Here is a 25,432-nt window from a genome sequence, read left to right as displayed (position 1 = left end):
GGCTCCGTAGTCTTCAAAAGGGCTCTTAAACGGCCAAATCCGAAGGACGGCAAAATGGCTTCACCTCGCAGCGTCAATGCGCTTGACCGGGCATAAAGCCCGCTCTTCACACGCTTCCTTGCGTGATTTCGCCATTTATGCCACCAAATCGGCTTCATTTATGGGTCCGTACCCTAAAGCACCTTCCTGAAGAACAGGGTGTTTTCCACGGGCGTGTCGTAATAGGCCGGAACCTCTTCAAAGCCGGCTGCCTTGTAGAGCTTCAGAGCTCCAGTCATTGTCGGCAAGGTGTCGAGAAGCATTTCCCGGTACCCTGCCAAGACTGCTGCTTCGATCACACGATCGACCAGCTCCGCGCCGACCCTTTTTCCGCGGCCCTCGGGAAGAACATATAGCCGCTTCATCTCACAGCGCCCGTTGTCATCAAAGGCACGCAATCCGACACATCCCAGAATTTCGCCACCCGGATCTTTGGCGACAAACAGGGCACCATGCGGCGGTGCGTATTTGCCCGGCATTCCGGCCAGCTCTTCTTCGAACCCCTGATAGGACAAGTCGATATTCAGCCAGTCGACATAGGCCCGGAACAGGGATTTGACGGCTTCGAGCTCTTGATCGGTCTCGACATGGGAAATGGAAACACGGTTCTCAATGGTCATCGAATTTCGATAATCCGGCAGCTTTCCCGTGTCAATTTGCTTCAGGATCAACCGCCGGAATGGCCTTAAGGTATGCTGCAATAGCTTCCCGGTCGCTTGCCGGGAGCCGCGCCATATTCTCCTGAACCTTGACCATCTCGCCACCGACGGAATCATATTCCGGCGTAAATCCGCTTTCCAGGTAATAGGCAATGTCCGAAGCGCTCCAGCTGCCGAATTTGCCCTCCACCGGCGTGATATCGGGAATGCGCCCCTCACCCGTCGGTGCTGCGGCCCCTCCCAGCCATTCGGCAAGGATCAGACCTCCTGCAAAGTCACGCGGAGTATGACACTCACCGCAATGTCCCGGTCCCTCGACAAGATATCTGCCGCGGTCCCACTGGGCCTGATCCACGTCCTGACCGGAAACGGGTGACGCAATCACCGGCGCGGGGTCCAGGAAAAGCCGTTTCCAAAGCCCGAGCCCCCGGCGAATGTTGAACGGGAAAGCAAGTTCATTCGGCCCTGCCTTGCCCTCGATCGCAGGCAAGGTTTTCAGAAAGGCATAAAGGTCGCCGAGGTCTTCGCCGGACATTCTTGCGTAAGAGGTGTACGGAAACGCCGGGTAGAGGTTGCGACCGTCTGGCGACGTTCCATGGGTCATCGCATTGGCGAAATCGACGAGAGACCAGGCACCGATACCATCGGTCTCGCTTGACGAGATATTCGGCGCAACAAAAACCCCGAAAGGCGTTTCCAGTCTCAAGCCGCCGCCGAGTTTAAGAAGGTCATCATCCTTGGCATCCTTTGCTGCATGACAGGATGCACAGCCTCCAGCCCAGAAAACCAGTTCCCCTTTATCGGGATCACCTGCTTTCAGGGCCGAGGCCTCTTCTTCGCTCATGGTCGTCGGCGCGGAAAGAACCCATCCTGCGCCCGCTGCAATCACAGCCAGCACAACGAGGGCGATCAATGCCTTTTTCATGGGTCTCTCCGAAGCCGACTAGCCCGGCCGCAACGGATAGCGCCGGTCAGTTCTTCTTACGGTAAGTTTCGTGGCACGATTTGCAAGTGCCGAATACCGGGCCCATGGCTGCCTTGAAGGCATCCAGATCTGCCGGGCCGTCCTTGCCCGAGGCTTCCATGGCCTTGCCGGTGGCTGCGGAGAATTTTGCCAGTTCGGCAGCAAAACCGTCTGCATTTTCCCAGATTGCCGGCAACGCGCCGGTGTCACCGGTGTCCGAACCGGCAGGGAAGAAACTGCCGAACGATACGGCAGCAGCATTCATCGCCGCAATTGCCGCTTTCCCGGCAACAGGAGAATAGGCCACTTCACCTTTCATCATGCCCCCGCCAAGGCCAGCGGCAGCACCGACGGACGACATGATGTCCTGACGCGTTGTAATCGGGTCGTCGGCCGCCTGAACAGACCCGACAATTCCAAGGCCGGCCACCATTCCAATGGCCATGAACTTAAAAGCAATGCGCATATTGTTCTCCCTCTCGACCAAATACCCGACGATGCGGTGTCGATAACATGAAGTACAGCGCAAGTGGGGTCCAGGAATGAAATCACGCTCCCGTGATCACGCGACAAAGGTGTAACGGGATGTTGCCAGGTCAAGAAAACAAAACCCCGGTTCGCAGGAACCGGGGCTTTCCAAATCAGAAGTCTGTGGTCGTTTAGCGAGCCGCTTCGTAAAGCTCCAGGACATAGTCCCAGTTGACCATGCTGTCGACGAAGGCCTCCAGATATTTGGGGCGCGCATTGCGGTAATCGATGTAGTAGGAGTGCTCCCAGACGTCGCATCCCAGAATCGGGACTGCGCCGTGCACGAGCGGGTTCTCTCCGTTCGGCGTTTTCATGATCTCAAGCTTGCCGTCCTTGACGGCGAGCCATGCCCAGCCTGATCCGAACTGACCGATACCGGCAGCGATGAAGTCTGCACGGAACTTTTCATATCCGCCAAGGTCGCTGTTGATGGCAGACGCGATCGCACCCGGAAGCGAGGTTCCGCCGCCGTCCTTCTTCATCCACTTCCAGAAATGGATGTGATTGTAGTGCTGGCCGGCATTGTTGAAGAGCGGCGCGTTGGTGCCGTAGCTTTCCTTCACGATCTCTTCCAGAGACTTGCCTTCAAGCCCGCTGCCGGCGAGCAGCTCGTTGCCCTTGGTGACATAGGCCTGATGGTGCTTGTCATGGTGAAACTCAAGCGTTTCAGCGGACATGTAAGGTGCCAGCGCATCATATGCATACGGCAGGTCGGGCAATTCGAAAGACATGACAATCTCCTCAGGTAGGTCAGTGACCGGCGGTCCGGGAGGGAAATCCAAAAGACCGCTTCGAGGCGCAAAATAGGATTCCGCAGCCCCCACGGCAAGCATGGAAGCTGAAAATAAAATAATTTTTTCCTTATTTTTTTACACGACGTCTAATCGAACGCGCTGCGGACAAGTTTACTGTCGAAATGAAGCGGCATTTCGCCTTCCACGGCGTAAATGTAAAGGCCGGCCCTAAGGATCGCGCTCAATGTCGTTATGACCAGCGCCCCGAGCAAAAGCAGGACGACACCTGTAGCGATCAGCGCGCTGCCTGTCATCGGATCATCGAAATACATGCGTGTTCCGAAGAAAATCAGCGGAAGAGCAATGACAGCGGGGACAAGGTTCAAAAGGCCAATGCCCACATGCGTGACCAAAGCTTCACCCCACGTCTTTCGAACTGCTGCAACCGATCTGCGAATCGCAGTCACTGGACCGACACCATCGACCACCAGGATCGGCACCACGAAATAGGTGGCAACCGCCCAGCCGGTGCCCAGCAGACCGACAAAGAACCGTCCCAGGCCTTTCAGACGGCTTTCCAGCATATTGAGAATCCAGCCGACCGTGGCGGTTACCAGCGCCCACAAAAAAATCTGCGGCAGCTTGCGAACCGATGAACTCAAACCATCCATGACCGTCGGATCTCCACCGGCGAACCGGATCAGCGCGCAGGTCAGCAGGCCGGCGTTGAAGAAGATCATGATGAAGTAGCCGATGAAGGACAGGGCGAACATCAGCGCCCAGAACACGGGGTTCCGGTCGGGTGGGGTCTCCTGAAAGAGCGCCTGAAAGTGTCCGAGCAATTCGGGACTGGAGTAGACGAACAAACCGCCGCCGCCAAACACCGCGATCAGTGCGAGTGTGCTCATTATCGGAAAAAGCAGCATTTCCTTGTCCAGAAGCAGGACCTTCCAGCAGGCTGCTGCAAGAGCAAATGATCTTTCGAACTTTTCGATCACGGCACCATTCTCCCAAAAGACCGGCTGATTATGCACGCTGCCAGTTAAGGAACCGCCAAGGTGAGGATCCGTATGGGCCCAGGGACCCTTGACCTAGCGACGGAGCACCTAATTACTTAACCAATTGGTTGACTAAATACACTCAAGCTGATAATTCACCTTTTGGGTTGAATGAAGCATGCCATCAGTATCATCTCGGTGCCTGCATCGGACGCCCGCAACAACGAACCAATCCGGACAGGGAGGCGAATGTGGAGTTTGCAAATGTGAATTGGATAGCCGTCGCAGTGGGAACAATTGCCGCGTTTTTGTTCGGATGGCTGGTTTATTCGCCGCTTCTTTTTGCCAGAACATGGGCGGCAGGTTCCGGTGTTGAGCTTACAGCTGAAAGCCGGCCGCCTATGGGAGCCATGGCCCTGCAGATCGCCGGGCTCTTCTTCTTAGCAACCGTTATCGGCGTTACGGCTACATTTGACGCGCTGATAACCGCCATTCTGACCATTCTGGCCGCCGCTGCGATGACGGTATCAAACGGTGCATTTTGCGGAAAATCGGCAGCAGCTCTTTCTGTTGATGCCGGTTACATAGCCGGTGCAGGGATCTTGATGATTGTTGCCCAGGGTATTCTGTGAGCCGACGGTACGGTTTCTAACGGCTATTCAACGCCAACCGGCTCCTGAGCAACATGCGGAGCCGGACCAGCCGGTTCTTCGAACTCGCAGCGTCCCAATTCGGCAACCAGATAACGTGAAAACCTGCCTCCCGATACCCGGCTTATGCGGTTTGCGCAAAAGGTGCCCCGACAGGAATTGTTAGATACGGCCGGTGCAGGTAGCATCCACTGAAAGTCCCGCCTGCCACCGCGCCTTCCATCAAGCAATTTCGAGGACCGGATGTCGACCACCGAACGCTCTTTCGTGCCACTGGCGTTTGGCGGGTTGTTATCACTTGCGGCCGCGATGGGGATCGGCCGGTTCGTCTACACGCCGATCCTTCCCTTCATGTCCGACGCTTTGCATCTGCCCCCCGACGAGGCAGGAATGATCGCGTCCGCCAATTTTCTCGGATACCTGGCCGGGGCGCTTGCCGGAGCCGCCAAATCGCTCCCGGGCAGTCCTCGCCGATGGTTTCTCGCCGGATTGCTCGTCAGTGCGCTCACCAGTGGCGCCATGGCCATGACCACTGCCCTGCCCGCCTTTCTCGCCATCCGTTTCATCAGTGGGATCGCGAGCGCGTTCGTTCTGGTTTTCTCAACAACGCTTGTGCTTGAGCGGCTGAATGCAGCAGGTCGTGGTGGGCTGTCTGCCCTCCACTTTGCAGGTGTTGGCTGCGGCATCGCCTTTTCCGCTGTCCTGATTGCAGCGCTGGTGCAGTTTTCCGCTGATTGGCGCGCGCTTTGGCTTGCCAGCGGTGCTGCAACACTCGTCTTCCTTGCAGCCGCAATCTTCCTTGTCCCCGCCCCTGATCACAAGAGCCAGGCGGCAGCCGGTGGCGCGCCTTCCCGGAAACAGCCGAATGTCCTGTCCGGCAGCCTGATCCGTCTGGTTGCCGCTTACGGATTGTTCGGATTCGGATACGTGATCACCGCGACCTTTGTGTCAGCAATCGCCCGTTCAGAGCAGGCCCTGCAATCCAGCGAACAATTTGTCTGGCTCGCGGTCGGTCTTTGCGCAGCGCCGTCGATCTACCTCTGGAACAAGGTGGCCGCAAGAACCGGGGCGCGGCGTGCCTTCGCGCTCGCATGCGTCCTTGAAGCGGGAGGGGTCGCGCTGACGGTTCTGAGCACAGCGCCGCTTCTGTTTTTACTGGGCGCCGGTCTCTTAGGCGGCACATTCATGGGCATCACGGCCCTGGGCCTCATGGAGGGCCGCAGGCAGGTAGATGCAGGCGGCCCTGATGCAGTACGCCAGATGCTGGCAATTCTGACCGCGAGCTTCGGGCTTGGACAGGTCGTCGGGCCATGGTTTGCCGGCGAGCTTCACGCGATAACCGGATCTTTCGCAGCGCCGTCACTTTCGGCTGCAGCCGCGTTGCTCGTTGCTGCAGCTCTGGTTATCCGGGAATAAGTCAGAAAGCCTCAAGCCTCAGGCGTGGGAGAAGTCCCAGTAAAGCTCGCGTGCCCGCGCTGCGATGGGTCCGGGCTGAAGGTCGCGCTCTTCGATGCGTTTGACAGGCGTGACTTTGCTGTAATTGCCGGTTGAGAAGATTTCATCGGCATCCAGAAACTCATCATAATGCATCGTGCGCTCAAACACGTCGTAGCCGGTTGAGCGCAACAGCTGAATGACGCGCTGGCGGGTGATGCCATTCAGGAACGTGCCGTTCGGCGCCGGTGTATGAACCTTGCCTTCCTTGGCCATGAAGATGTTGGCCGACGTCAGCTCCGCGACATTTCCGACCATGTCTCGAACGACTGCATTGTCGAAACCGCGTGACTTGGCTTCCAGCATGGCCCGCGCATTGTTGGGATAAAGGCAGCCGGCCTTCGCATTCACCGGCATGCATTCCATCGTCGGGCGCCTGTAGGGAGAAAGGGTAATGCTCATTGCAGCGTCTTTCGGCGCCATTGGAGCGTCGAAGAGGCACAAGCAGAAGCGGGTGCTGTCCGGATCACCGGTGATGATCCCGTGCCCATCCGACTCCGCCCAATACATCGGCTTGACGTAAATGTGCTGATCGCTGCTGAACTTTGCGCAGCCTTCGCGCGTCAGCTCCACCATCTCGCCGACCTTCATTGTCGGCTTCATGCCCAATGCCACGGCGGAATCGTTCACCCGCTGGCAGTGCAAGTCGATATCCGGCATCACGCCTTCGAAGAACCGGCCACCGTCGAAAACGCTCGACCCGAGCCAGGATGCATGAGTGCGTGGGCCCATAATCGGCGGATTGCCTTCATGCCAGGCGCCGTCGATCCAGGTCCAGGTATCACTCCATCCGCTCATGGTTCTTCCCTTTTGTCACTGTCCGTGTTTTGGCCGCTGAGACAACACCGGACATCTCCTCAGGTCAACAGCTTACTCGATCGGTTGGGAAAGTTGCTGCTTTTCTTTCCAGTAAAACCGGATGTGAGAACAAATCAGTTCCGCCAGTCCTAATATTCGGAAAATTTTCGCAGCATGTTTCAGGCGATCAGACCAAACGAAAAACCGCAGTGCCTTCCATGGACTTAGAAAGAATGCGCTCGATGCCTGACCGATCACAATTGACATACCGTCTCACTTGTTCACTATATGTTCTTTTCAGGCCGTAGGAGCAACCGATGGAGCAGCGAATCTCAATGACGACACTGGCCGTGCCCGATGTAGCGCAGGCTCGCCAATTCTTTGAAGGTGGATTGGGATGGGAGGTCAACGCCGCCCCTTCCCCCGAAGTGGTCTTTTTCCAGGTAATCGGCGGCGTCTTTGCGCTCTACAGCCGGGATGCCCTGGAAAAGGAGATCGGACGCGGCGTCACCAGGGATACGACGGGTGCGATCACACTCGCCTGGAATGCCCGATCGGAATCGGAGGTCGACGAAACCTTTGAAAAAGCCGTTTCGGCCGGCGCAAAACCTGTCAAACACCCCGAAAAGGCCTTTTGGGGCGGATACTCCTCCTATGTGGAGGTTCCTGGCGGCCATCTTCTGGAAATCGCCCACAACCCATTTTGGGTGATCGAGACGGACGGTGCGATCACTTTGCCGCCACCGCAGCCGGATTGAGTGCGCATCGGTACAACTTTTGTCGCACGTCACCAGCCTTGACGCACAGGCTGCAGCGCTGTTTTCTTCCGCGGTCCTGAAAGACCCGAAAAAGGAAACCCGGTCATGGCGCACGCCGCATTCGTGTTTGATGCATATGGAACTCTTTTCGATGTCCATGCTGCCGTGCGCAAACACGCAGCCAAGCTGGGTCCGGACGCGCAGAGGCTGTCTTCGCTCTGGCGCGAAAAGCAATTGGAGTACTCCTGGGTCAGAGCCCTGATGGGCCAGTACAAGGATTTCTGGGAGTTGACCCAGCAGGGTTTGGACACGGCCTTTGCACTGGTTCCGACAGCAGACAAAGCCATGCGCGACGATCTTCTGAATGCCTATTGGGAGCTGGATTGTTATCCTGAAGTTCCGCAAGTCCTGACAGACTTGAAGGCGTCGGGAGCAAAGATTGCAATCCTCTCGAACGGTTCACCCGCGATGCTGGAAGCGGCCGCCAAGGCAGCCGGGCTGACTGAGCTTTTCGACGAAATTTTCTCGGTTGATGAGTTGAGGACCTTCAAGACGGATCCCCAGGTCTATGAAATGGTCACGACCCATTTTCGTATCTACCCGGAGGAAGTCTCGTTCCAGTCCTCAAACCGCTGGGATATTGCAGGTGCAACCGCCTTCGGTTTCAGAACTGTCTGGATGAACCGGACCGGCATGCCGGATGAATATCTGGATCTTGCTCCCAAGGCGGTTCTTGCAGACCTGACGGGCCTTGCCGCTCTGGGTTAGGACGCCGGAAAAGACGTCAAGAGATCAGATTTCAAATGCTTCTCCTGCCGCACAGGAGGAGCATTTTTTCCTTTTCAAGTGCTGAAGACAGTCGAAGGGCGGACGGACACCAGCAACGGTGCTCGCCTCGAGCACATTCTTGAGATTTATTGTTTTACGATAATTTTTTCACTTAAAATTGCTATTTTTAATTGCGTAGCAAAAAACGATGCTCTAGAAGGTCCCTATCTCAACAACCAATGGAGCACCCGATGGATAATGCTACGGAACAGGCTGCACGCGAAATCCGGTTGTCGCGCATCCACCGGCTCTCCAGCACAATGAAATGGTTTGTAACCGTCGTTTTTGTGCTGATCGCTGTGCTCGGATCACTTCTCGCTTTAGTGACGTTGCTTCCTGTCATGGCCGGCATTACGGCGAGTATGCTCGATCTGGCAGATGTTGAGCGGAAACTATCCGATGTGCCGCTTGGTCAAAGGGTCGGACTTGTCGCGACGGTTTGTGTGGCCTTCTTTCTGCTTGGTGGGATTTGCTGGCACGCGAGGCAGCTTTTCGACCGGTTCAGCAACGGCGCTTTCTTCGAGCCGGAGACCCAGTCGCGAGTTGTAAAGATCGGCGCGTGGCTGATCGCCTATGGTGTGTTCGACATCCTGAGCAACCCGATTTCCTCAGTGCTGCTGACCTGGGACCGTGCCCCCGGTCAACGCCAACTTGAAATTGCTCTGAATGGCGGTGAGTTTCTTGTTCTCATCTTCGGCGCGCTGATGCTGGTATTCGGCTGGATCATGCGTGAAGCCGCAACGCTTGCCGAGGAAAATCGGCAATTCGTATGACCCCCACACCGCCTCGCGCCGCTTCGACCATTTAAAAGACAAAAAATGCCGATCATCGTTGAACTCGACATAATGCTCGCCCGCCGCAAGATGCGTTCCAAGGAACTTGCGGAACGGATCGGCATAACCGAACAGAACGTTTCCCTGTTGAAGTCGGGCAAGGTCAAGGGCGTGCGCTTCGACACATTGGAACGGATCTGCGAGGTGCTGGACTGCCAGCCCGGCGATATTCTGGCTTACAGACCGGACAATACCTGAAGGAAGCGATGCACACTTGCACACCGCCCAAACGTCCAACCTGGGCTCGGTTTTGACTATTCGGCTGCCTCGGCCGGACCGTAGCCAAGCTGTTCGTTGAGCTTGCCGATCAGCCCGATTGCCGCTTCCGCGATGACCGTTCCCGGCGGGAAGATTGCCGAAGCGCCGGATTGGTAGAGTTCGTCGTAGTCCTGCGGTGGAACAACCCCGCCAACAACAATCATGATGTCTTCCCGCCCCTCGTCCGCCAGCGCCTTCTTCAGCGCCGGAACCAGGGTTAGGTGACCGGCGGCAAGCGAAGATACGCCAACCACGTGGACATCGTTTTCCACCGCCTGCCGGGCTGCTTCTTCCGGTGTCTGGAACAAGGGTCCGATATCGACGTCGAACCCGAGATCGGCAAAGGCGGACGCGATCACTTTCTGGCCGCGGTCGTGACCGTCCTGGCCCATCTTGGCGACGAGAATACGTGGACGGCGGCCATCATTTTCTTCGAACGCTTCAACAAGCTGCTGAACCTTTTCCATGGTTCCGGACATGGCTCCCGCCTCCCGCTTGTAGACACCGGCTATGGACTTGATTTCGGCCTTGTGCCGGTCGAAGACCTTCTCCATGGCAAGTGAAATCTCACCGACCGTCGCCTTGGCGCGCGCCGCCTTGACGGCGAGATCAAGAAGATTGCCGTCGCCAGTTTCCGCGCATTTGGTCAGCGCGTCCAGAGCTGCCTGCGTTTCCCCTTCGCTGCGCTCTTCTCTGAGACGATTGAGCTTGTCGATCTGGGCCGCACGCACCTGGGCATTGTCGACTTTCAGGACATCGATCGCCTCTTCACTCTCCGGCTTGAACTTGTTGACACCGACAACCGTCTGCGTACCGCTGTCGATCCGGGCCTGCGTCTTGGCGGCCGCTTCCTCGATCCTGAGCTTGGGGATGCCCTTTTCGATGGCTTTTGCCATTCCGCCAAGCTCTTCAACTTCACGGATGTGCGACATGGCCTTCTCGGCAAGGTCAGCCGTCAGTTTCTCAACATAGTAGGACCCGCCCCAGGGGTCGATCACCTGCGTCGTGCCGCTTTCCTGTTGCAGGAACAGCTGGGTGTTGCGGGCAATGCGGGCGGAAAAGTCCGTCGGCAATGCCAGCGCTTCGTCCAGCGCATTGGTATGCAGCGACTGGGTATGCCCCTGGGTTGCCGCCATCGCCTCTACACAGGTGCGGATGACATTGTTGAAGACATCCTGTGCGGTCAGGGACCAGCCGGACGTTTGCGAATGGGTTCTAAGCGACAGGGATTTCGGGTTTTGCGGCTGGAAGTTCTCCTGCATTAGCGTCGCCCAGATGAGACGCGCCGCGCGAAGTTTGGCCACTTCCATGAAGAAATTCATGCCGATCGCCCAGAAGAACGACAGTCGCGGTGCAAACTGGTCGATATCCATGCCCGCGGCAACGCCAGCACGGGCATATTCGATCCCGTCGGCAATTGTGTAGGCAAGTTCCAGGTCAGCCGTCGCGCCCGCTTCCTGCATGTGATAGCCGGAAATCGAGATCGAATTGAATCTCGGCATGTTCTGCGACGTGAACTTGAAGATATCGGAAATGATCCGCATGGAGTGCTGCGGTGGGTAGATATAGGTGTTGCGAACCATGAACTCTTTCAGAATGTCGTTCTGAATGGTTCCCGACAGGTCCTTCTGCGCAACGCCCTGTTCCTCGGCTGCCACGATATAGAGCGCAAGCACTGGAAGCACCGCCCCGTTCATCGTCATCGAGACGCTCATCTTGTCCAGCGGAATTCCGGAAAAAAGCGTGCGCATGTCGTAGATGGAATCGATGGCAACGCCCGCCATGCCGACGTCACCGGCAACGCGCGGATGGTCGCTGTCATATCCTCTATGCGTCGCAAGATCGAACGCCACCGACAGACCTTTCTGGCCGGCCGCGAGATTGCGCCGGTAAAAGGCATTGGAATCTTCTGCAGTTGAAAATCCGGCATACTGCCGCACGGTCCAGGGTTGCTGGACATACATGGTCGGGTAAGGACCGCGCAAAAACGGCGGCAAACCGGGCCACGTGTTCAGATGCTTCAATCCATCCAGATCCCTGTTGCCATAGACCGGTGGAACCTCGATGCCCTCCGGTGTCAGCCAAGTATCACCGGTTCCCGCTTCTGCTTCCTTCAAAACATTCCGGAACGGCTTGTCCGAAAAATTCGGGATCCTGCTCATGATAGGACCTCCAGATCCGATGGGGTAAGGCCTTCCAATTCAGCCAGCCTGGCGTGTGCGTTTCCAAGGACCTCCAGAAGATCGCAGCCGGCATAAACAAACGTCTCGACACCGGCGCTCGTCAGTTCCTGTTCGCGGTCGCCGGGGCGGCCCGCCAGGTACAGAGACCGGGCGCCAGCCGAACGGAGCGCGGTCGCCGCAGGCACAGCCTCGGTTTCATAAACACCGTCCGATGATACCAGACACGCGAGCGAAGCGCCGCTGTCCTTGAAGGCGGAAACCAGCTCCTCAAGGGTCTGGTAGGTAGCCGGATCCGTCGACTTTACGCCGCCGGCAGCAAAGGCGTTTGCTGTCCAGGTCGCCCGTGCTGTGAACTGGGCCAGGGAACCAAGTGTCGCCAGGAAGATCGTTGGTGCTTTGGATGTCTTCTCCTCAAACCGCTCGGCAGCCGCCCGAAGATTTTCGAATGGCTCGGCCAGTCGGGTTTCCTTCAGTTCCGACCTGTCCGAGTTCTGCTGCCTGGCGACACCCGGAAGGCTTTTTCCGGCAAGCGCAGCGCCTTTCAAGGACTTGGTCCTTGCACCGTTTCCTGCTTCAGGAAGGTTCTCTTGTGCCACGACATCTGCGCCAGGAGTTTCTCCAAGCGAATTCTCGAGCACCGAAACAGGAGCCTCGGAAAGGTTCGGAAACTCACTCACACCCGTGATCGGGCGTTTCCTGCGCGCAACGTTCTTGCCGAGTTCCGATCTGGCTGCATCGATCCGGTTTTGTACAAGGCCCTGCTGCAAGGCGTGTTCCAGTCCACCAGCAGTCTCGATCTCTTGAAAAAACGCCCAGGCTGCGGCGCAGAGTTTGTCGGTCCGGTCTTCAATCGCGCCCGATCCTGCTGCAGGGTCCATCACCTTGGCCAGACTGCTTTCCTCAAGCAAGATGGATTGCGTGTTCCGCGCAAGCCTGCGCGCAAGTCCGTCTGGCAAACCGACGGCAAGTGTGTGCGGCAGAACGCAGACGCTGTCAGCGCCGCCAACACCGGCTGCAAAGGCAGCAACGGTATTGCGCAACAGATTGACCCAGGGGTCCCTCACTGTCAGCATTCTGCGCGAGCTGTACATATGCAGCTCCACGGTGGTCTGTGGAAGTTGAGCTTCTTCCAGAACGCAAGCCCAAAGCGCCCGCATTGCCCGAGCCTTGGCAATCGTTCCGAACTGATCCGCGTCGGCCGCAAGGGACAGAGTGACTTGCTCCGCCCAACGCTCTGGGGGCAGCTCTGACGCTTCCAAAGACCTGAGCTGCGCTGTTGCCGAGGCAAGCACGAGACCGAGTTCTTGGGCCGGAGTAGCTCCCGCGTTGTGCCAGACCTGGCCATCGGCGCACAAGGCTCGCAGCGGCACTCCGGATTGCGAAGCGGAAACTGCCACATCCACGATCTGGCGAAGCGCCGACGCCGCGTCGAATGTCTCTGACGCGGACGCTGTTTGCCATGCAAACGGGTCGAAGCCGGATGAGACCTGGACGGTCGCAGGCTCGACATTCTGCTTTTCCAGGAAGGCCAGCAGCAGTGCGAGTGCTTCGCAGCTTCCCTCGCCTGCATTGACCCGTGTTCTGATCAGGCCAAGCTGCACACCATTCAAAAGGGTTTCAAGACCTGCCAGATCGGAAACGCCAATGCCGGCCTCACCCGCGCCGGTTGCGCCGGCGAACACCAGATCTATCCCGTCGGCTCCGCCTTCCAGATCTTCAAGGATCTGTTCATTCGCCTTTGCCGGATCCGGAATGTCGATGCGCTGACAGATTGTCCAAGTGCCGTTGCCTGTCCGCAGTCGTCGCGCCGGTGTATCTTCGCGGCGCGTGTAAAGCGGGGCGATATCTAGACCATCTTCGGTCGATCCGAAAAGTTTCTGTCTCGGAACACCCTTCAGGGCCTTGTCCACGGATGCCCACCACGCCTCTTCATCGGCGGAGTAGAAGCTTTCAGGTCCGGTAAAACTGAGCGGCATTGCAGTCGTCTCCCTTGGGCCAAGTTTTAGTCCCTGGCCGCAAAGCTTGGCAACTCAGCATAAAGGGTAAGGTTCGGACACAATGCGCAGCTCTTGTGTCTGACCAAGACAAGACGGGAACCAGTTCGGAATACATATGACCGATTTCGGACAAAGCTAAAAAGCGCAATTTGTGCACCTTTGCCAATTCAACTACAGGCAGGGCGGTCGTTGCACTGCAAATCTGCCGCTGAGAATAGCCGTTAGATAATCAATTTATTGGCGTAATTTGCAAACTTTGCCAATTTTCCCTATTGGTACGATCATCAATTGTATTGTAGCGTTATGGCGCTGACGCATGGGAATTTATACCCCCCTATAAGAGTGCGCGGCGGCGGCTCGGCCTTTGCCCGAAAGGGTTAAGTCAGAGCCGATATCTAACCCATCAGCGGTCGCAATTGGATGAATCCCTCGCGTTCGCAAGCCGGCGGCTCAATAAGCCGCAAAGGATGTGCACAATGCTTGATCAAAGCGAATTGAAGAGCAAGCTGAGAGCAATCTCAGAGGCAAATGCCGCCCACCACGTTCTCGACATACTGGAATCGAATCTTCGGCGAATGGGGGCAACCCACATTCTCATCACCGGGCTGCCGATGCCCAACCGCCCGATCGACAATCTCGTCCAGCGGTTCCGGTGGCCGGATCAGCGCAATGACGGTATCGAGAGTACCTCCCTGTCCGCCAATGACAGCGCGCTCATGCTTGGCCTCGGTTCGAATCGTGCGCGGGTTTGGACGATCACTGCCGGCGACATGGAACACTCTGATCTCCTCGCTTCTGCGGGTGAAGGCAGTCAGATTGTGGTCGTGCCGGTGACAGAGCTTTATCCATTCCAGGCTTTTGTGTTCGCCAGCGGCCCTTCGCTTCAGGTCAACAAATATGATCTTGCCAATCTTGAAGTGCTCTCCGCCGCAGCCTTCTCGCGCCTGCGCGAACTCGGTGTGATTTCCGGTCAGCGTCCAGGTGCACTGTCGACCCGCGAACGGCGTGTTCTGGAGTTGACGGCCTATGGCAAGACAGCAGGTGAAATTGCCGACGTACTGGATATCTCGCAAAGAACCGTGCATGCACATCTGCAAAATGCGAGCGTCAAACTGAACGCGTCGAATAAGACCCACACGGTGGTCGAGGCGCTTCGCTACGGTCAAATCAGCGTCTGAAACTGAAGGACGCCTGCACGTTCAGGCGGATCAGCGGACAGACAAGGACAAAAAAGGCGGGCCGTCTGGCCCGCCTTTTCCTTTGCAACCGACTTTGTGAAAGCGGCTCAGTAAGTCATCATAGGCGGCAGTTCCTTGGCCTGCTCCACCCACTTGGTCACCTGGCTTTCACTCGGCACCTGGCGCACCAGGCTTTTTTCGTCATTCACTTCCTGCATTTTTGCAGCCAGATTGGCCGCATTGCGATGCTTGAGCTCTTTCACCGTATCGACGCCGGCAGCTTCAAGAAGCTCGGAATACTCTTCACCGACACCGCTGATGCGCATCAGGTCGGCCATGTTCGCCCATTTGAGGATCCGCTTGCCTTCAATGCCCGTTTCCTCTTCCAGGGCCTTGCGGCCTTTCGGATCTTTCGCACGCTCAAGATAAGCTTCGGTCGTCTTGATGCCCAATTCACCCAGTTTAGCTGCGTAAGTCGGGCCAATGCCCTCGATTTCATCGATCGAATAAGACATGCGCACTGAACTCCCTAATAAGACCGGCCATCGAACCCTGGGGTAGCTAGATGACTTGGCTCAACGCCGGTATTTGTGAAATCACCTCATCCACAACGTCGTCCCCTGCTTTTTCCTTAGCATAGGAAAGCAGTTCTTTGGCAACACTTTGCACACCCTTCATGTCGAGGCCAGCGCTGGTCAGCTCGTTGAGGGTTGCCATTGCCCCCATGCTGCCGCCCATCATGTTGCCAAGGCCGCCCAAAAGGCCACCGCCGGAACCGGCCTCCCCGCGGGCCGCAACCAGCTCGGCAGCACCAGGTATTGCATCGAAAATTTGCTGCATCTTGTCTTCCGGACCTTCCTTGTTGAGGAAGCCGAGAATGATGCCGACGGCGTCTGTCGCCAGCTCCTGGTCGATGCCGGCGGCTGTCATGATCCGGTTGATGAGCTCTTCCATACGTTTCTCCGGGTTCAGTTGAATTTGCAATGCCTTGGTTCAGACACATAGTCGGGCGTCTCTATACATGTATTTTCTAGAAGCCGTCGACGGTCCTTTGCATCGTGAGCGCGCTTTTTTGAAGGGGCTTTGTTAGGCTCGGCGAAGGTCAGAGAGATTCGGGGGAAACCGTGACGGGAAAAGACAGCATCTTTATCGGCGCCAGCAGCAAGGACGAAGTCCTGGCGCTGAAGCTTGCCAACCGGCACGGACTGATCGCAGGTGCAACCGGCACCGGCAAAACCGTTTCTCTCCAGATCCTCGCCGAAGGCTTTTCCAAGGCGGGTGTTCCGGTGTTTTGCGCTGATATCAAGGGAGACTTGTCAGGTCTTGCCGCCGAAGGCGTTTCCAAGGACTTTCTGGAAAAGCGCGCCAAGGAAGTCGGGCTGGAAAAAACCTACGAGTACAAGTCCTTTCCAACCGTGTTCTGGGACCTTCTCGGAAAGCAGGGCCACCCGATCCGCACAACAGTTTCGGAAATCGGCCCGCTGTTGCTCGCCCGTCTGCTGGAACTCAACGACACTCAGGAAGGCGTCCTGAATGTCCTTTTCGAGTTGGCAGACGACGAGGGCCTGCTGCTGCTCGACCTGAAGGATTTGCGCTCGATGCTGGCCCACGTGGCCGAGCGTGCCTCTGAACTTTCCACGCTCTACGGCAATGTTTCCAAGGCTTCGATCGGGGCCATCCAGCGCAGGCTCCTTGTACTGGAGCGTCAGGGCGGTGAGAACTTCTTTGGGGAACCGGCCCTCGACATCAGGGATTTCATCCGCACCGCGCCGGACGGCCGTGGTGTGGTCAGTATTCTGGCCGCCGACAAGCTGATGACGTCACCAAGGCTCTACGCCGTGTTTCTGCTCTGGCTGTTGTCCGAATTGTTTGAAGAACTTCCTGAAGTCGGTGATCCGGAAAAGCCGAAGCTGGTGTTCTTTTTCGACGAAGCGCATCTTCTCTTCAGCGGCGCTCCCAAAGCCCTTGTTGAAAAGGTCGAACAGGTGGTGCGCCTGATCCGCTCCAAGGGTGTCGGAGTCTATTTCGTCACCCAGAACCCCCTCGATATCCCGGAAACCGTCCTGGCACAGCTCGGCAACCGGATCCAGCATGCGCTCAGAGCCTTCACACCGCGCGACCAGAAAGCCGTGCGCGCAGCGGCGGAAACCTTCAGGCCCAATCCGGAACTCAATACGGAGCGGGTCATCACGGAACTGGGCGTCGGTGAAGCACTTGTCTCAACGCTGGAAGGCAAAGGCATTCCCTCCATCGTTCAACGCACGCTGATACGCCCGCCGTCCTCGCGGCTCGGACCGATTACCCAGGCGGAACGGCGTGCCCTCATCCAGTCGAGCCCGGTCTTCGGCGTTTATGACCGCGCCAAGGACAGAAAGTCCGCCTACGAGATCCTGATGGGCCGGGCCGAAGAAGAACAGCGCCAGGAGCAACGCCGCCAGGAAAAGGAAGAAAAACTCGCCCGCAAACACGGGGAACCAAGACGGTCCCGTTCCGGTTTCCAGTTGCCGGATTTCGGTCGCGACGATCGTCCGCGCGCAGATAGCATCAAGCGACGCTCGCGCCGCAGAAGCCAGCGGGACACGGTTTTGGAAGCCGGGCTGAAGTCGGCTGCCAGAAGTCTCGGAACGTCGCTCGGGCGGGCACTGGTGCGCGGATTGATGGGATCGCTCAAACGCGGAAACTGATCATTCAATCGAGCTCGATGCATCCGTTGACGCGATTCGCGTCATTGAATTTCTCACCGCGCGCGATGAACTTTCGGCTTCTTCAAAAAAGCATTGAAACCAATTGCGCTTCTCGCGGGCTTGTGGCCTGTTAGGGCCTTCCAAACGGCGAGGCATTTCCAGCCTTACCAACCAGTTCCAGAATCAAGGACCCGTTATGAGTTCCATCGACAAGGTCTTGGCGCGCATCGAGACCAATTTCGACTCCAGCCTCGATCGACTGTTTGACCTTCTCAAGATCAAAAGCATTTCCACCGATCCCGAGTATGCGGCTCCTTGCCGTGAGGCTGCCGAGTGGCTCGCGCGCGAGCTGACCTCGATCGGTATAGATGCATCGGTGCGCGATACGGAAGGCCACCCGATGGTCGTTGGCCATCGCAAGTCCGGCAAAGCCGGACCCCATGTCCTCTTTTACGGCCATTACGACGTCCAGCCCGTCGATCCTCTGGAACTGTGGGACCAGGATCCCTTCGAGCCGGCCATCAAAACACGGGCAGACGGCAGCAAGATCATTGTCGCGCGCGGGTCTTCCGACGACAAAGGTCAGCTGATGACCTTCGTCGAGGCAGCCCGCGCCTATATCGAAGAGACCGGTGACCTGCCGATCGACGTGACAATCCTGTTCGAGGGCGAGGAAGAATCAGGGTCTCCGTCCCTCGATCCATTCCTTGAGGCCCACAAGGACGAGCTGTCCTGCGATCTCGCGCTCGTGTGCGACACGGGAATGTGGAACCCCGAAACGCCTGCCATCGGCGTCATGCTGCGCGGCATGGTCGGTGATGAGATCATCGTGAAGGCAGCAAGCCGCGACTTGCATTCCGGCTTGTATGGTGGGTCTGCCCAGAACCCGAACCACATCGTTGCCAACATCATCGCAGGCCTCCACGATGAAAACGGCAAGATCACCCTGCCCGGCTTTTATGACGGGGTGATCGAATTGCCGGACGACGTTAGCAAGATGTGGGACGGTCTCGGCTTTTCGGTCGAGGATTTTCTGGGTGACGTCGGCCTGAAATTCCCGCGCGGCGAAAACGACCGGGAGCCGCTTGAACATCTTTGGTCGCGTCCGACGGCCGAAGTCAACGGGATGTGGGGTGGCTATCAGGGCGCCGGGTCGAAGACGGTAATCCCCGCCGAGGCGCACGCGAAATTCACTTTCCGGCTTGTCGGCGACCAGGACCCGGACAAGATCCGGGATTCGTTCCGCGCCTATGTGCGCTCGAAAATTCCCGCCGACTGTTCTGTCGAGTTCATTTCAAAGGACGGCAGTCCGGCCCTGCGCCTCGATCTCAAAATGCCGGCGCTCGAAAAGGGTGAAATCGCCCTGAAGCACGAATGGGGCAAGGAAGCAGCGCTTGTAGGCATGGGCGGATCCATCCCGATTGTCGGTGATTTCAAACGCCTGTTGGGCATGGACACGTTGTTGATCGGGTTCGGTCTTGAAGACGACCAGATCCATTCTCCGAACGAAAAATACAATCTGACCAGCTTCCACAAGGGTATCCGGTCCTGGGCGCGTGTCCTGGATCAGTTGTCGAAAAGCTGACGGACAGTTGAGCACGCGGAGCTTTCCTTGGCTCCGCCCGCTTGAAAACAGGAAATTGAGATGAAATCCATCTGCGTCTTTTGCGGTTCCAGCTACGGCACCCTGGAAGTTTACAGCGACGCTGCCCGTCAAACCGGCAAGGCGATCGCGGACAACGGTTATCGGCTGGTATACGGCGGCGCCAAGGTCGGACTGATGGGGGTCGTCGCCGATGCCGCGCTTGAAGCCGGCGGCGAAGTTGTCGGTGTGCTGCCACGCTCTCTTCAGGAAAAGGAGATCGGGCACGAAGGTCTCAACGAGCTTCATCTGGTCGATTCCATGCACGAGCGCAAAGCACTGATGGCCGACCTTTCAGACGGATTCATCGCCCTGCCGGGTGGCGTTGGAACCCTGGAAGAGATCTTCGAGGTCTGGACCTGGGGCCAACTGGGCTATCATGAAAAGCCGTGTGGATTTCTCAATATCGAGGGTTACTACGATCACCTGATCACGTTTCTGGATCATCAGACAGAGGAAGGTTTCACCAAAGCGGCCATGCGCAACATGGTCCAGATCGCGGACACGCCTGACGCCATGATCGCGCTCTTCAAGGCTTATGCACCGCCAAGCACCCCGAAATGGATCACCAGGTCGCAAACGTGACGTTTCGCGCAAGAAACCGGGTAGAACTTGTCAAACTTTCCACAAGGGCTTTTTGCGGAATTGCAAAAATATCCTGAGTTGCTAAACCCAATGCAGAACCGCGCGTAAAGCGTTGCCACTTAAGAAATGTGTGTGTCCTGTCAATGCGTCTTCGACTGTTGAGCGTCGTTACCCTTGTTGCTGCTGCGAGTGCAGCGTGTTCGCCGGCAGGCGACTTTGACGGCACATCTAGCCGACTTGTTCAGACATCGAACGTGACCCTGGTTCAAATCACGGAAGACAACGTCGGCGGCATCAATTCTCAAACCACTTATGGCTCCAAGGCAATCGAGTCCGCCCTGCCCGGTTTTACCACTGAAGGCATTCAGACAGCCGTAGAAAACAAGACCGAGTGGGCACTTGCAGCCTTCAACACGGACGGCTTTCAGGTTCTGCAGGTGTTCAAGGGCCAGAACGGCAAGGTTCGCTCTGTCCACGGCGTCACTCACCACCTTCAGGGTCCGAACGGCGAACGTATCGGCATGACCTTTTCCGATATTGGTACCGCTCGCTCCAATTGCCGCGCCGGCAAGAACCTGTGGCGCGGCATGGCCATCTGCAAGTCGCGCGGTCATCCCAATGTCGAGCTTGTCTACGCGATCCCGGGATACCAGGGACCGTTCGACCGGCTTCCTCCGTCCAAGGAACTTAGAGAGGCTCAGCTCCAGAGAATACTCTGGACACCGAAAAGCTGACACACTCCGCCTTCGTGATCCCAAATCCGAATTGTTTGTGACACCGGTCACTGCTTCGCAGAACCGTTTCGCATAAGCTTGTCCAACAGCGAAAAGCCGAGGGCGGAGCAATGATGCGATACGGAGACAAACGCGCTGAACACATCAAGATGATCTGCCCAGCCGTGCGTCCACGTCCACAAAAGCAGGAAGAAGCACAAAAGAAGACTGCAACGAAGCAGAACTGACCCTGCTCCGCAAAAGATGCAGAAATTTCATGAGCGTTTATTTCAAAAGCTAATCATCAGACTTTTAGCAAACGTGTTAAATCTGCCTTAGGGCCATAGATCTAAAATATTGGCAAAGACTTCATCGGCTCCAAGCCGGTATGACGACTATCAAGGTCACGCCAATGATCAAGTTCCTCTATATCTCATTGATCTGCATGCTTCCCGCTGGCTACGGCGCATACGAGCTGACAAAGGGATCCTGGCCTTCGGAGAACGATACGAAGATTCTCTTCATCGGAAACAGCCTGACCCAACGCAATGATCTGCCGAGCATGGTGAGGAAGATCGCCCAGTCCAAGGAAGACGCTGTTTACTCGAAAATGTATGCCCGAGGCGGCGCCAAACTGTCCCATCATTCAAGGAGCGAGAAGGTCAAACAGTTGCTTGACGAAACCGACTGGGACTATGTGGTTCTGCAGGAGCAAAGCCAATTGCCAGCACTGTCCGACAGATATTTTGCGCAGAAGACCTTACCGTTTGCCGCCAAGCTGAGCGATCGGGCACGTGAAGTTTCCCCCGAGACGAAGGTCGTCTTTTACATGGGGATGGCGCACAAGAACGGCGATCCGTTGAACAAGGACGCTGTTCCCGAAGTCGGCCGTTACGACGGCATGCAGCGCAGGATAAATGCGGCCTACCGGCAGATGGCCCGCCAAAACAGGGCGTCGGTCGTGCCGGTTGGAGAAACCTGGGCGCGCATGAGAGCCAAGCATCCCGAGGTCGAGCTCTACGCGGATGACCGGCACCCAAGCGTCGCCGGCACCTATCTCGCGGCCTGTGTCTTTTACACTTCACTGTTTTCTGAGCGATGCCAGGGCGCCTATAGACCCAGCTCCCTCAATGAAGAGACCGCGCTGAAAATTCAGCAGCTTTCCGACGACGTGCTGTCACCGTAGCGCCTATTTGAACAGAGGCCCGCCGGGCATCAGCACAGCACCCAAATGATCCACATGCACGATGGCAGGGTTTCGTTTTCGCCATTCTGTCCGCCTTGCCCCAAAAAGACAGAGTGACCATCGCCGAATCCTGAACTATTGCTGGAGGCATGAAGAAGCAGTCCCAATCAATGGAACCGGTTCAACTCGCGGCGGACTTGAAATCGGGAAAGCGGGCAGCCCTGGCACGGGCGATCACGCTGGTGGAATCGAAAAAAGCCGAGCACAGGCACATGGCGCATCAATTGATCCAGGACGTGCTGCCGCGCACCGGCAAGGCGTTGCGGGTCGGCATCACCGGTGTTCCGGGCGTTGGCAAGTCGACAACCATAGACACGCTCGGATCAAATCTGACAGCCGCCGGTCACAAGGTGGCAGTGCTTGCGGTTGATCCATCATCCACGCGCACGGGTGGTTCGATCCTTGGTGACAAGACGCGGATGGCGCGTCTTGCAACAGATCCAAACGCTTATATCCGCCCGTCACCGTCCGCAGGGACACTCGGTGGTGTCGCGGCAAAGACACGGGAAACGATGCTCCTGTGCGAGGCCGCCGGCTTCGACGTTATCCTTGTAGAGACTGTCGGGATCGGTCAGTCGGAAACGACAGTCGCCGACATGGTCGATTTCTTTCTTGTCCTCATGTTGCCTGGCGCGGGCGATGAATTGCAGGGGATCAAGAAAGGCGTCCTTGAGATTGCCGACATGATTGCCGTCAACAAGGCCGACGGAGACGGCGCGTTTCGGGCACGCTCGGCAGCCTCCGACTATCGCGCCGCACTTCATATTCTCGCACCCAAGTCACCCAACTGGTCACCGCCCGTGATCACTGTCTCGGGCCTTGCCAATGAAGGCCTCGACAAGCTCTGGCAACAGGTCGAGCTTTACGCGGACCGCATGCAGGCGAGCGGCGAATGGCAGGACAAACGCAGCCGTCAACAGGTTGCATGGATGTGGGACATGCTGCAGCAGCGTATGATGGAAGCCCTCAGGACCAACCAGAAAACGGCGGAGCGATTGAAGACGCTGGAGGGACGTGTAAGAGACGGAACGACGGCTGTTTCCTTTGCTGTCGACGAGCTGGCCGGTTTGATGGGACTGAAGGAATGAAAAACGCTCGAAAGACCATTTTGGTGACAGGTTTCTTGCCGTTTCCCGGCGCGCCGGTGAACCCGACCGAGCAACTCATCCGCCGCCTGCCCAAAAGACTTGGCAGCCACCAGTTCGGAGTCGATTTCGTGTTCAAGGTGCTGCCGACAACATGGGCCGGCAGACAAGACGTTACCGCCGGATTGCGCGATCAGATTGCCCCGGATGCAATCGTGCATTTCGGCGTCGACGGAACCAGGCGGACGATGAACATTGAGACGCGCGCCGTTAATCGTGCGACCCGCGTGCGTCCTGATGCAGCCGGTCGCTCACAAGAAAGGCCAGAGCTTTCGACGACAGGCGCGCGCAGCAGACACTCCACTCTTCCATCACGCGCCTTGCGCGATGCAGCACAGATCAGCGGAGCGCCGGCCAAGCTGTCGATCGATGCGGGAAGCTACCTTTGCAACGCAACCTTGTGGGATTCCATTGGCTCCGGGATCCCGAGCATCTTCGTGCATGTCCCGTCCCTTCCCCGAGGCAAACGCGACACAAGACCGTCCTATCCGACGATTGAGGAGGCGGCGGTCAAGCTGCTGCAGGAGACTGCACGGCGCTTGCGGTAATAGCGAAGTTCGTAGCGCGCTGTCCTGGGCTTGATATGGGACCAAATGGAGCGCTCAAACCAATCAGGTCTAGCGGGCTCCCTTCATCTACAGCTCGTTAAACCGGGATTGGTCCAATCCTCTGTGAAAAATCAACTGAGCCGTCATTGCCGGACTTGATTCACTGCTGTCCGGTTTTGAACTTTCGATTGAGTGCACGTCGTAAAAACAACGGCAAAAAATCGGCCGCCTCCAAGTCAAGATACGGAATAGTTTCACGGATTTGTCGTCCCGGTTTGCCGCGTAAGCGCCAAGACCGGGACCCAGTATTCCGTGCAGCCGGTGACAAAAAAAACGGTCAGACAAGAGTTTACTGGATCCCGGCCTTGCGCTCCGCTTCAGCCGGGATGACAAGTCTGAAGTTAACAGGCCGCCCCACAGGACCTGATTTACACTAACCGGACAGCAGTTGACTCGATCCGGCTATCTTCGCCGCGCCCTCGCCTCAAACTCAATCCCACTAACCAAGAAAGGTCGCGGCATGGGTCCCATGGTCAAGCCATGGGACGACCCGAGCGAGGTTGCCCGTTTGGCGGAGTCTTTCCGGCTCCCAGTGCGTTTGACTGGGATGACAGACAGCATCGCTATTTGGGTTTTGGTTCGCTCCTCAACCTCTCCAAAAGCCACTCAACCTGCCGGATGCAGTCCGCAGCCATTTCCTGTGACAGCCCTGCGCGGCCCAGGACCCTTAGCCCGAAATAGGCCGACAGGATCCCTCTCGCCGTTTCTCTGGCGCTCGTGTCGTCCGGCGGGCCGTCATCTGTGAGCGCCCTGAAAAAGGCATTCTCCAGCCGGTGGACCATTGCCTGAAGCTTCACCTCCGCTTCGCCGCCTTCGGCTGCCTTGTCGATCAGGGCGTTGCAAAGGAAACATCCAAGACGATCTCCGTTCTTGCGAACCGCCTCCGCAACCATGGCAAACAGTCCGAGGATCCGTTCCCTGCCGTTGCCGTTTGCGCTGTCCGTCAGATAGGAAACCGTGCCACTCACGACCTTGTCGTTGTAGCGGTCGAGTGACGCGAGATAGATCGACTGCTTGTCGAGAAAGGCCTTATAGAAGGACCCTTTGGTTATCTCCATGGCGGCGAGCAACTCGCTTAAGGAAGCTTCTTCGTAGCCGACATCCCAAAACAGGGCCATCGCCTTGTCCATCGCCTCATCGGCATCGAATTCACGCGGTCTTGCCATTTTTTGTCCTTAGCGACACCTTCACGAACTGATCACCTCCACCTCACACGCTTGTGTTTTGTACCGATCGGTTCCTAACCGTATGTTCATTTCACCGGCAAGGCGCGGATGACTCTGTTTCATTTGGAACCGAATGGTACCGAAAAACTCCTGTCAGGGCAATCTCAGACTTGCCGGCCCAAATTCAACGCCTGTTTCGGGCAGCCCCTGGGAGTGTTTTGATATGCTTAAGAACCTGATCCGCGGCTCCGTCGCCGCACTTGTTGTTGTTTCCGGCCTCGTCTCGAGCGCCTTTGCCGGGGGCTTTGACGTGAATGCCACGATTACCGGTCTGGCCCTTCGTGGCGTTGACCCGGTCTCCTACTTCACCAACGGCGCTCCGCAGGACGGCGATTTCTCGATCACCGAGGTCCACAACGGTGCAACCTACCGGTTCGTCTCCGAAGAAAACCGTGATCTCTTCAAGCAGAACCCTGAAAAGTATCTGCCTGCTTACGGTGGCTTCTGCGCCTTTGGCACCGCCATGGGCGTGAAGGTGGATGGTGACCCGGATCTTTGGAAGATCGTTGACGGCAAACTCTACCTGAACCTGTCCGAAAGCATCCAGGAGCGCTGGAACAAGGACATCCCGGGCTTCGTCAAATCCGCTGACGAAAACTGGACCAAGATCGAAGACACCGATCCGAGCACCCTTTAATCGATCCGAGTGCCCCCGAGGATCGGTTACCCAGGCCGGCCGGGACT

At 57.2% G+C, this 25,432-nt stretch carries 26 protein-coding genes; 15 read left to right on the top strand and 11 right to left on the bottom strand.

Annotated elements, in window-relative coordinates:
* Positions 1 to 173: 173 nt before the first annotated feature.
* From RBB47_RS30435 to RBB47_RS30415, 5 genes are all read right to left on the bottom strand, one after another.
* A complete protein-coding gene (locus RBB47_RS30435; RefSeq protein WP_305989700.1) occupies positions 174 to 659 on the bottom strand; it encodes a GNAT family N-acetyltransferase in 486 nt (161 codons plus the stop codon).
* A gap of 31 nt (positions 660 to 690) precedes the next feature.
* Entirely contained in the window at positions 691 to 1,623 is a 933-nt protein-coding gene (locus tag RBB47_RS30430; RefSeq protein WP_305989699.1) for a cytochrome c, read from the bottom strand.
* Positions 1,624 to 1,669: 46 nt separating this feature from the next.
* On the bottom strand, positions 1,670 to 2,128 hold the full coding sequence (locus RBB47_RS30425; protein ID WP_305989698.1) for a cytochrome c: 459 nt from the start codon (positions 2,126 to 2,128) through the stop codon (positions 1,670 to 1,672).
* A 193-nt stretch (positions 2,129 to 2,321) separates the two neighbouring features.
* Positions 2,322 to 2,921, bottom strand: a complete 600-nt coding sequence (locus RBB47_RS30420; RefSeq protein WP_305989697.1) for a superoxide dismutase — start codon at positions 2,919 to 2,921, stop codon at positions 2,322 to 2,324.
* Positions 2,922 to 3,070: 149 nt separating this feature from the next.
* Complete coding sequence (locus RBB47_RS30415; RefSeq protein ID WP_305989696.1) at positions 3,071 to 3,922, bottom strand: DUF6159 family protein; 852 nt, start codon at positions 3,920 to 3,922, stop codon at positions 3,071 to 3,073.
* 251 nt (positions 3,923 to 4,173) lie between these two features.
* Between RBB47_RS30415 and RBB47_RS30410 the strand changes: the two genes are divergently transcribed.
* Both RBB47_RS30410 and RBB47_RS30405 read left to right on the top strand, forming a co-directional pair.
* The gene (locus RBB47_RS30410; protein WP_305989695.1) at positions 4,174 to 4,554 is read left to right on the top strand and encodes a DUF1761 family protein; all 381 of its coding nucleotides are present in this window, start codon (positions 4,174 to 4,176) and stop codon (positions 4,552 to 4,554) included.
* A gap of 261 nt (positions 4,555 to 4,815) precedes the next feature.
* Positions 4,816 to 5,988, top strand: a complete 1,173-nt coding sequence (locus RBB47_RS30405) for a YbfB/YjiJ family MFS transporter (RefSeq protein WP_305989694.1) — start codon at positions 4,816 to 4,818, stop codon at positions 5,986 to 5,988.
* 18 nt (positions 5,989 to 6,006) lie between these two features.
* Here RBB47_RS30405 and RBB47_RS30400 read toward each other — a convergent pair whose 3' ends face one another.
* Positions 6,007 to 6,864 carry a branched-chain amino acid aminotransferase gene (locus RBB47_RS30400; RefSeq protein WP_305989693.1) on the bottom strand — a complete coding sequence of 286 codons (858 nt, stop codon included), beginning with the start codon at positions 6,862 to 6,864 and terminating at the stop codon, positions 6,007 to 6,009.
* Positions 6,865 to 7,181: 317 nt separating this feature from the next.
* Between RBB47_RS30400 and RBB47_RS30395 the strand changes: the two genes are divergently transcribed.
* From RBB47_RS30395 to RBB47_RS30380, 4 genes are all read left to right on the top strand, one after another.
* Positions 7,182 to 7,622: a VOC family protein gene (locus tag RBB47_RS30395; RefSeq protein ID WP_305989692.1), complete on the top strand. Its 441-nt coding sequence runs from the start codon at positions 7,182 to 7,184 to the stop codon at positions 7,620 to 7,622.
* A 105-nt stretch (positions 7,623 to 7,727) separates the two neighbouring features.
* Positions 7,728 to 8,390 (top strand): haloacid dehalogenase type II, encoded by a 663-nt coding sequence (locus tag RBB47_RS30390; protein ID WP_305989691.1) that lies wholly within the window; start codon positions 7,728 to 7,730, stop codon positions 8,388 to 8,390.
* A 251-nt stretch (positions 8,391 to 8,641) separates the two neighbouring features.
* A complete protein-coding gene (locus RBB47_RS30385; RefSeq protein WP_305989690.1) occupies positions 8,642 to 9,223 on the top strand; it encodes a DUF2975 domain-containing protein in 582 nt (193 codons plus the stop codon).
* A 45-nt stretch (positions 9,224 to 9,268) separates the two neighbouring features.
* Positions 9,269 to 9,481 (top strand): helix-turn-helix transcriptional regulator, encoded by a 213-nt coding sequence (locus RBB47_RS30380; RefSeq protein ID WP_305989689.1) that lies wholly within the window; start codon positions 9,269 to 9,271, stop codon positions 9,479 to 9,481.
* Between the two features lie 56 nt (positions 9,482 to 9,537).
* Here the strand turns inward: RBB47_RS30380 and scpA are convergent, their stop codons facing one another.
* Together scpA and RBB47_RS30370 are read right to left on the bottom strand one after the other, a co-directional pair.
* Positions 9,538 to 11,703, bottom strand: a complete 2,166-nt coding sequence (gene scpA / locus RBB47_RS30375) for a methylmalonyl-CoA mutase (protein ID WP_305989688.1) — start codon at positions 11,701 to 11,703, stop codon at positions 9,538 to 9,540.
* Entirely contained in the window at positions 11,700 to 13,700 is a 2,001-nt protein-coding gene (locus RBB47_RS30370) for a methylmalonyl-CoA mutase family protein (RefSeq protein ID WP_305989687.1), read from the bottom strand. The genes scpA and RBB47_RS30370 overlap by 4 nt, the downstream gene beginning before the upstream one ends.
* A gap of 497 nt (positions 13,701 to 14,197) precedes the next feature.
* On the opposite strand from RBB47_RS30370, the gene RBB47_RS30365 reads away from it, so the two are divergent.
* Positions 14,198 to 14,899, top strand: coding sequence for a helix-turn-helix transcriptional regulator (locus RBB47_RS30365; RefSeq protein ID WP_305989686.1), 702 nt, complete (start codon positions 14,198 to 14,200; stop codon positions 14,897 to 14,899).
* 107 nt (positions 14,900 to 15,006) lie between these two features.
* On the opposite strand, the gene RBB47_RS30360 is transcribed toward RBB47_RS30365, so the two are convergent.
* Complete coding sequence (locus RBB47_RS30360; protein ID WP_305989685.1) at positions 15,007 to 15,414, bottom strand: DUF4332 domain-containing protein; 408 nt, start codon at positions 15,412 to 15,414, stop codon at positions 15,007 to 15,009.
* 46 nt (positions 15,415 to 15,460) lie between these two features.
* Entirely contained in the window at positions 15,461 to 15,853 is a 393-nt protein-coding gene (locus RBB47_RS30355) for a DUF2780 domain-containing protein (RefSeq protein ID WP_305989684.1), read from the bottom strand.
* A gap of 170 nt (positions 15,854 to 16,023) precedes the next feature.
* Between RBB47_RS30355 and RBB47_RS30350 the strand changes: the two genes are divergently transcribed.
* The 7 genes from RBB47_RS30350 to RBB47_RS30320 all read left to right on the top strand — a co-directional run bounded on the left by RBB47_RS30350 (position 16,024) and on the right by RBB47_RS30320 (position 23,462).
* Positions 16,024 to 17,583 carry a helicase HerA-like domain-containing protein gene (locus tag RBB47_RS30350; protein ID WP_305989683.1) on the top strand — a complete coding sequence of 520 codons (1,560 nt, stop codon included), beginning with the start codon at positions 16,024 to 16,026 and terminating at the stop codon, positions 17,581 to 17,583.
* A gap of 196 nt (positions 17,584 to 17,779) precedes the next feature.
* Positions 17,780 to 19,168, top strand: a complete 1,389-nt coding sequence (locus tag RBB47_RS30345) for a dipeptidase (protein WP_305989682.1) — start codon at positions 17,780 to 17,782, stop codon at positions 19,166 to 19,168.
* 60 nt (positions 19,169 to 19,228) lie between these two features.
* Positions 19,229 to 19,810 carry a TIGR00730 family Rossman fold protein gene (locus RBB47_RS30340; RefSeq protein ID WP_305989681.1) on the top strand — a complete coding sequence of 194 codons (582 nt, stop codon included), beginning with the start codon at positions 19,229 to 19,231 and terminating at the stop codon, positions 19,808 to 19,810.
* A 143-nt stretch (positions 19,811 to 19,953) separates the two neighbouring features.
* Positions 19,954 to 20,544, top strand: coding sequence for a DUF1131 family protein (locus tag RBB47_RS30335; protein WP_305989680.1), 591 nt, complete (start codon positions 19,954 to 19,956; stop codon positions 20,542 to 20,544).
* Positions 20,545 to 20,911: 367 nt separating this feature from the next.
* Positions 20,912 to 21,709 carry a DUF4886 domain-containing protein gene (locus RBB47_RS30330; RefSeq protein WP_305989679.1) on the top strand — a complete coding sequence of 266 codons (798 nt, stop codon included), beginning with the start codon at positions 20,912 to 20,914 and terminating at the stop codon, positions 21,707 to 21,709.
* A 149-nt stretch (positions 21,710 to 21,858) separates the two neighbouring features.
* Positions 21,859 to 22,857 carry a methylmalonyl Co-A mutase-associated GTPase MeaB gene (meaB, locus tag RBB47_RS30325; protein ID WP_305989678.1) on the top strand — a complete coding sequence of 333 codons (999 nt, stop codon included), beginning with the start codon at positions 21,859 to 21,861 and terminating at the stop codon, positions 22,855 to 22,857.
* The gene (locus RBB47_RS30320; RefSeq protein WP_305989677.1) at positions 22,854 to 23,462 is read left to right on the top strand and encodes a peptidase C15; all 609 of its coding nucleotides are present in this window, start codon (positions 22,854 to 22,856) and stop codon (positions 23,460 to 23,462) included. Before meaB ends, RBB47_RS30320 begins: the two co-directional genes overlap by 4 nt.
* Positions 23,463 to 24,085: 623 nt before the next feature.
* On the opposite strand, the gene RBB47_RS30315 is transcribed toward RBB47_RS30320, so the two are convergent.
* Complete coding sequence (locus RBB47_RS30315; protein WP_305989676.1) at positions 24,086 to 24,688, bottom strand: TetR/AcrR family transcriptional regulator; 603 nt, start codon at positions 24,686 to 24,688, stop codon at positions 24,086 to 24,088.
* A gap of 223 nt (positions 24,689 to 24,911) precedes the next feature.
* On the opposite strand from RBB47_RS30315, the gene RBB47_RS30310 reads away from it, so the two are divergent.
* A complete protein-coding gene (locus RBB47_RS30310; RefSeq protein ID WP_305989675.1) occupies positions 24,912 to 25,385 on the top strand; it encodes a YHS domain-containing (seleno)protein in 474 nt (157 codons plus the stop codon).
* Positions 25,386 to 25,432 lie beyond the last annotated feature (47 nt).

Origin of the sequence: Roseibium sp. MMSF_3544, from assembly GCF_030732845.1 — a bacterium.
In the GTDB taxonomy this organism is placed as follows: Bacteria; Pseudomonadota; Alphaproteobacteria; order Rhizobiales; family Stappiaceae; genus Roseibium.
Note: the sequence above shows the minus strand (reverse complement) of the source record. Positions and strands in the feature narration are given on the sequence as shown.

Coding starts and splice junctions, on each gene's coding strand:
- RBB47_RS30435 (WP_305989700.1), bottom strand. CDS start 659: ATGACCATTGAGAACCGTGTTTCCATTTCCCATGTCGAGACCGATCAA.
- RBB47_RS30430 (WP_305989699.1), bottom strand. CDS start 1,623: ATGAAAAAGGCATTGATCGCCCTCGTTGTGCTGGCTGTGATTGCAGCG.
- RBB47_RS30425 (WP_305989698.1), bottom strand. CDS start 2,128: ATGCGCATTGCTTTTAAGTTCATGGCCATTGGAATGGTGGCCGGCCTT.
- RBB47_RS30420 (WP_305989697.1), bottom strand. CDS start 2,921: ATGTCTTTCGAATTGCCCGACCTGCCGTATGCATATGATGCGCTGGCA.
- RBB47_RS30405 (WP_305989694.1), top strand. CDS start 4,816: ATGTCGACCACCGAACGCTCTTTCGTGCCACTGGCGTTTGGCGGGTTG.
- RBB47_RS30400 (WP_305989693.1), bottom strand. CDS start 6,864: ATGAGCGGATGGAGTGATACCTGGACCTGGATCGACGGCGCCTGGCAT.
- RBB47_RS30395 (WP_305989692.1), top strand. CDS start 7,182: ATGGAGCAGCGAATCTCAATGACGACACTGGCCGTGCCCGATGTAGCG.
- RBB47_RS30390 (WP_305989691.1), top strand. CDS start 7,728: ATGGCGCACGCCGCATTCGTGTTTGATGCATATGGAACTCTTTTCGAT.
- RBB47_RS30385 (WP_305989690.1), top strand. CDS start 8,642: ATGGATAATGCTACGGAACAGGCTGCACGCGAAATCCGGTTGTCGCGC.
- RBB47_RS30380 (WP_305989689.1), top strand. CDS start 9,269: ATGCCGATCATCGTTGAACTCGACATAATGCTCGCCCGCCGCAAGATG.
- scpA (WP_305989688.1), bottom strand. CDS start 11,703: ATGAGCAGGATCCCGAATTTTTCGGACAAGCCGTTCCGGAATGTTTTG.
- RBB47_RS30370 (WP_305989687.1), bottom strand. CDS start 13,700: ATGCCGCTCAGTTTTACCGGACCTGAAAGCTTCTACTCCGCCGATGAA.
- RBB47_RS30365 (WP_305989686.1), top strand. CDS start 14,198: ATGCTTGATCAAAGCGAATTGAAGAGCAAGCTGAGAGCAATCTCAGAG.
- RBB47_RS30360 (WP_305989685.1), bottom strand. CDS start 15,414: ATGTCTTATTCGATCGATGAAATCGAGGGCATTGGCCCGACTTACGCA.
- RBB47_RS30355 (WP_305989684.1), bottom strand. CDS start 15,853: ATGGAAGAGCTCATCAACCGGATCATGACAGCCGCCGGCATCGACCAG.
- RBB47_RS30345 (WP_305989682.1), top strand. CDS start 17,780: ATGAGTTCCATCGACAAGGTCTTGGCGCGCATCGAGACCAATTTCGAC.
- RBB47_RS30340 (WP_305989681.1), top strand. CDS start 19,229: ATGAAATCCATCTGCGTCTTTTGCGGTTCCAGCTACGGCACCCTGGAA.
- RBB47_RS30335 (WP_305989680.1), top strand. CDS start 19,954: ATGCGTCTTCGACTGTTGAGCGTCGTTACCCTTGTTGCTGCTGCGAGT.
- RBB47_RS30330 (WP_305989679.1), top strand. CDS start 20,912: ATGACGACTATCAAGGTCACGCCAATGATCAAGTTCCTCTATATCTCA.
- meaB (WP_305989678.1), top strand. CDS start 21,859: ATGAAGAAGCAGTCCCAATCAATGGAACCGGTTCAACTCGCGGCGGAC.
- RBB47_RS30320 (WP_305989677.1), top strand. CDS start 22,854: ATGAAAAACGCTCGAAAGACCATTTTGGTGACAGGTTTCTTGCCGTTT.
- RBB47_RS30315 (WP_305989676.1), bottom strand. CDS start 24,688: ATGGCAAGACCGCGTGAATTCGATGCCGATGAGGCGATGGACAAGGCG.
- RBB47_RS30310 (WP_305989675.1), top strand. CDS start 24,912: ATGCTTAAGAACCTGATCCGCGGCTCCGTCGCCGCACTTGTTGTTGTT.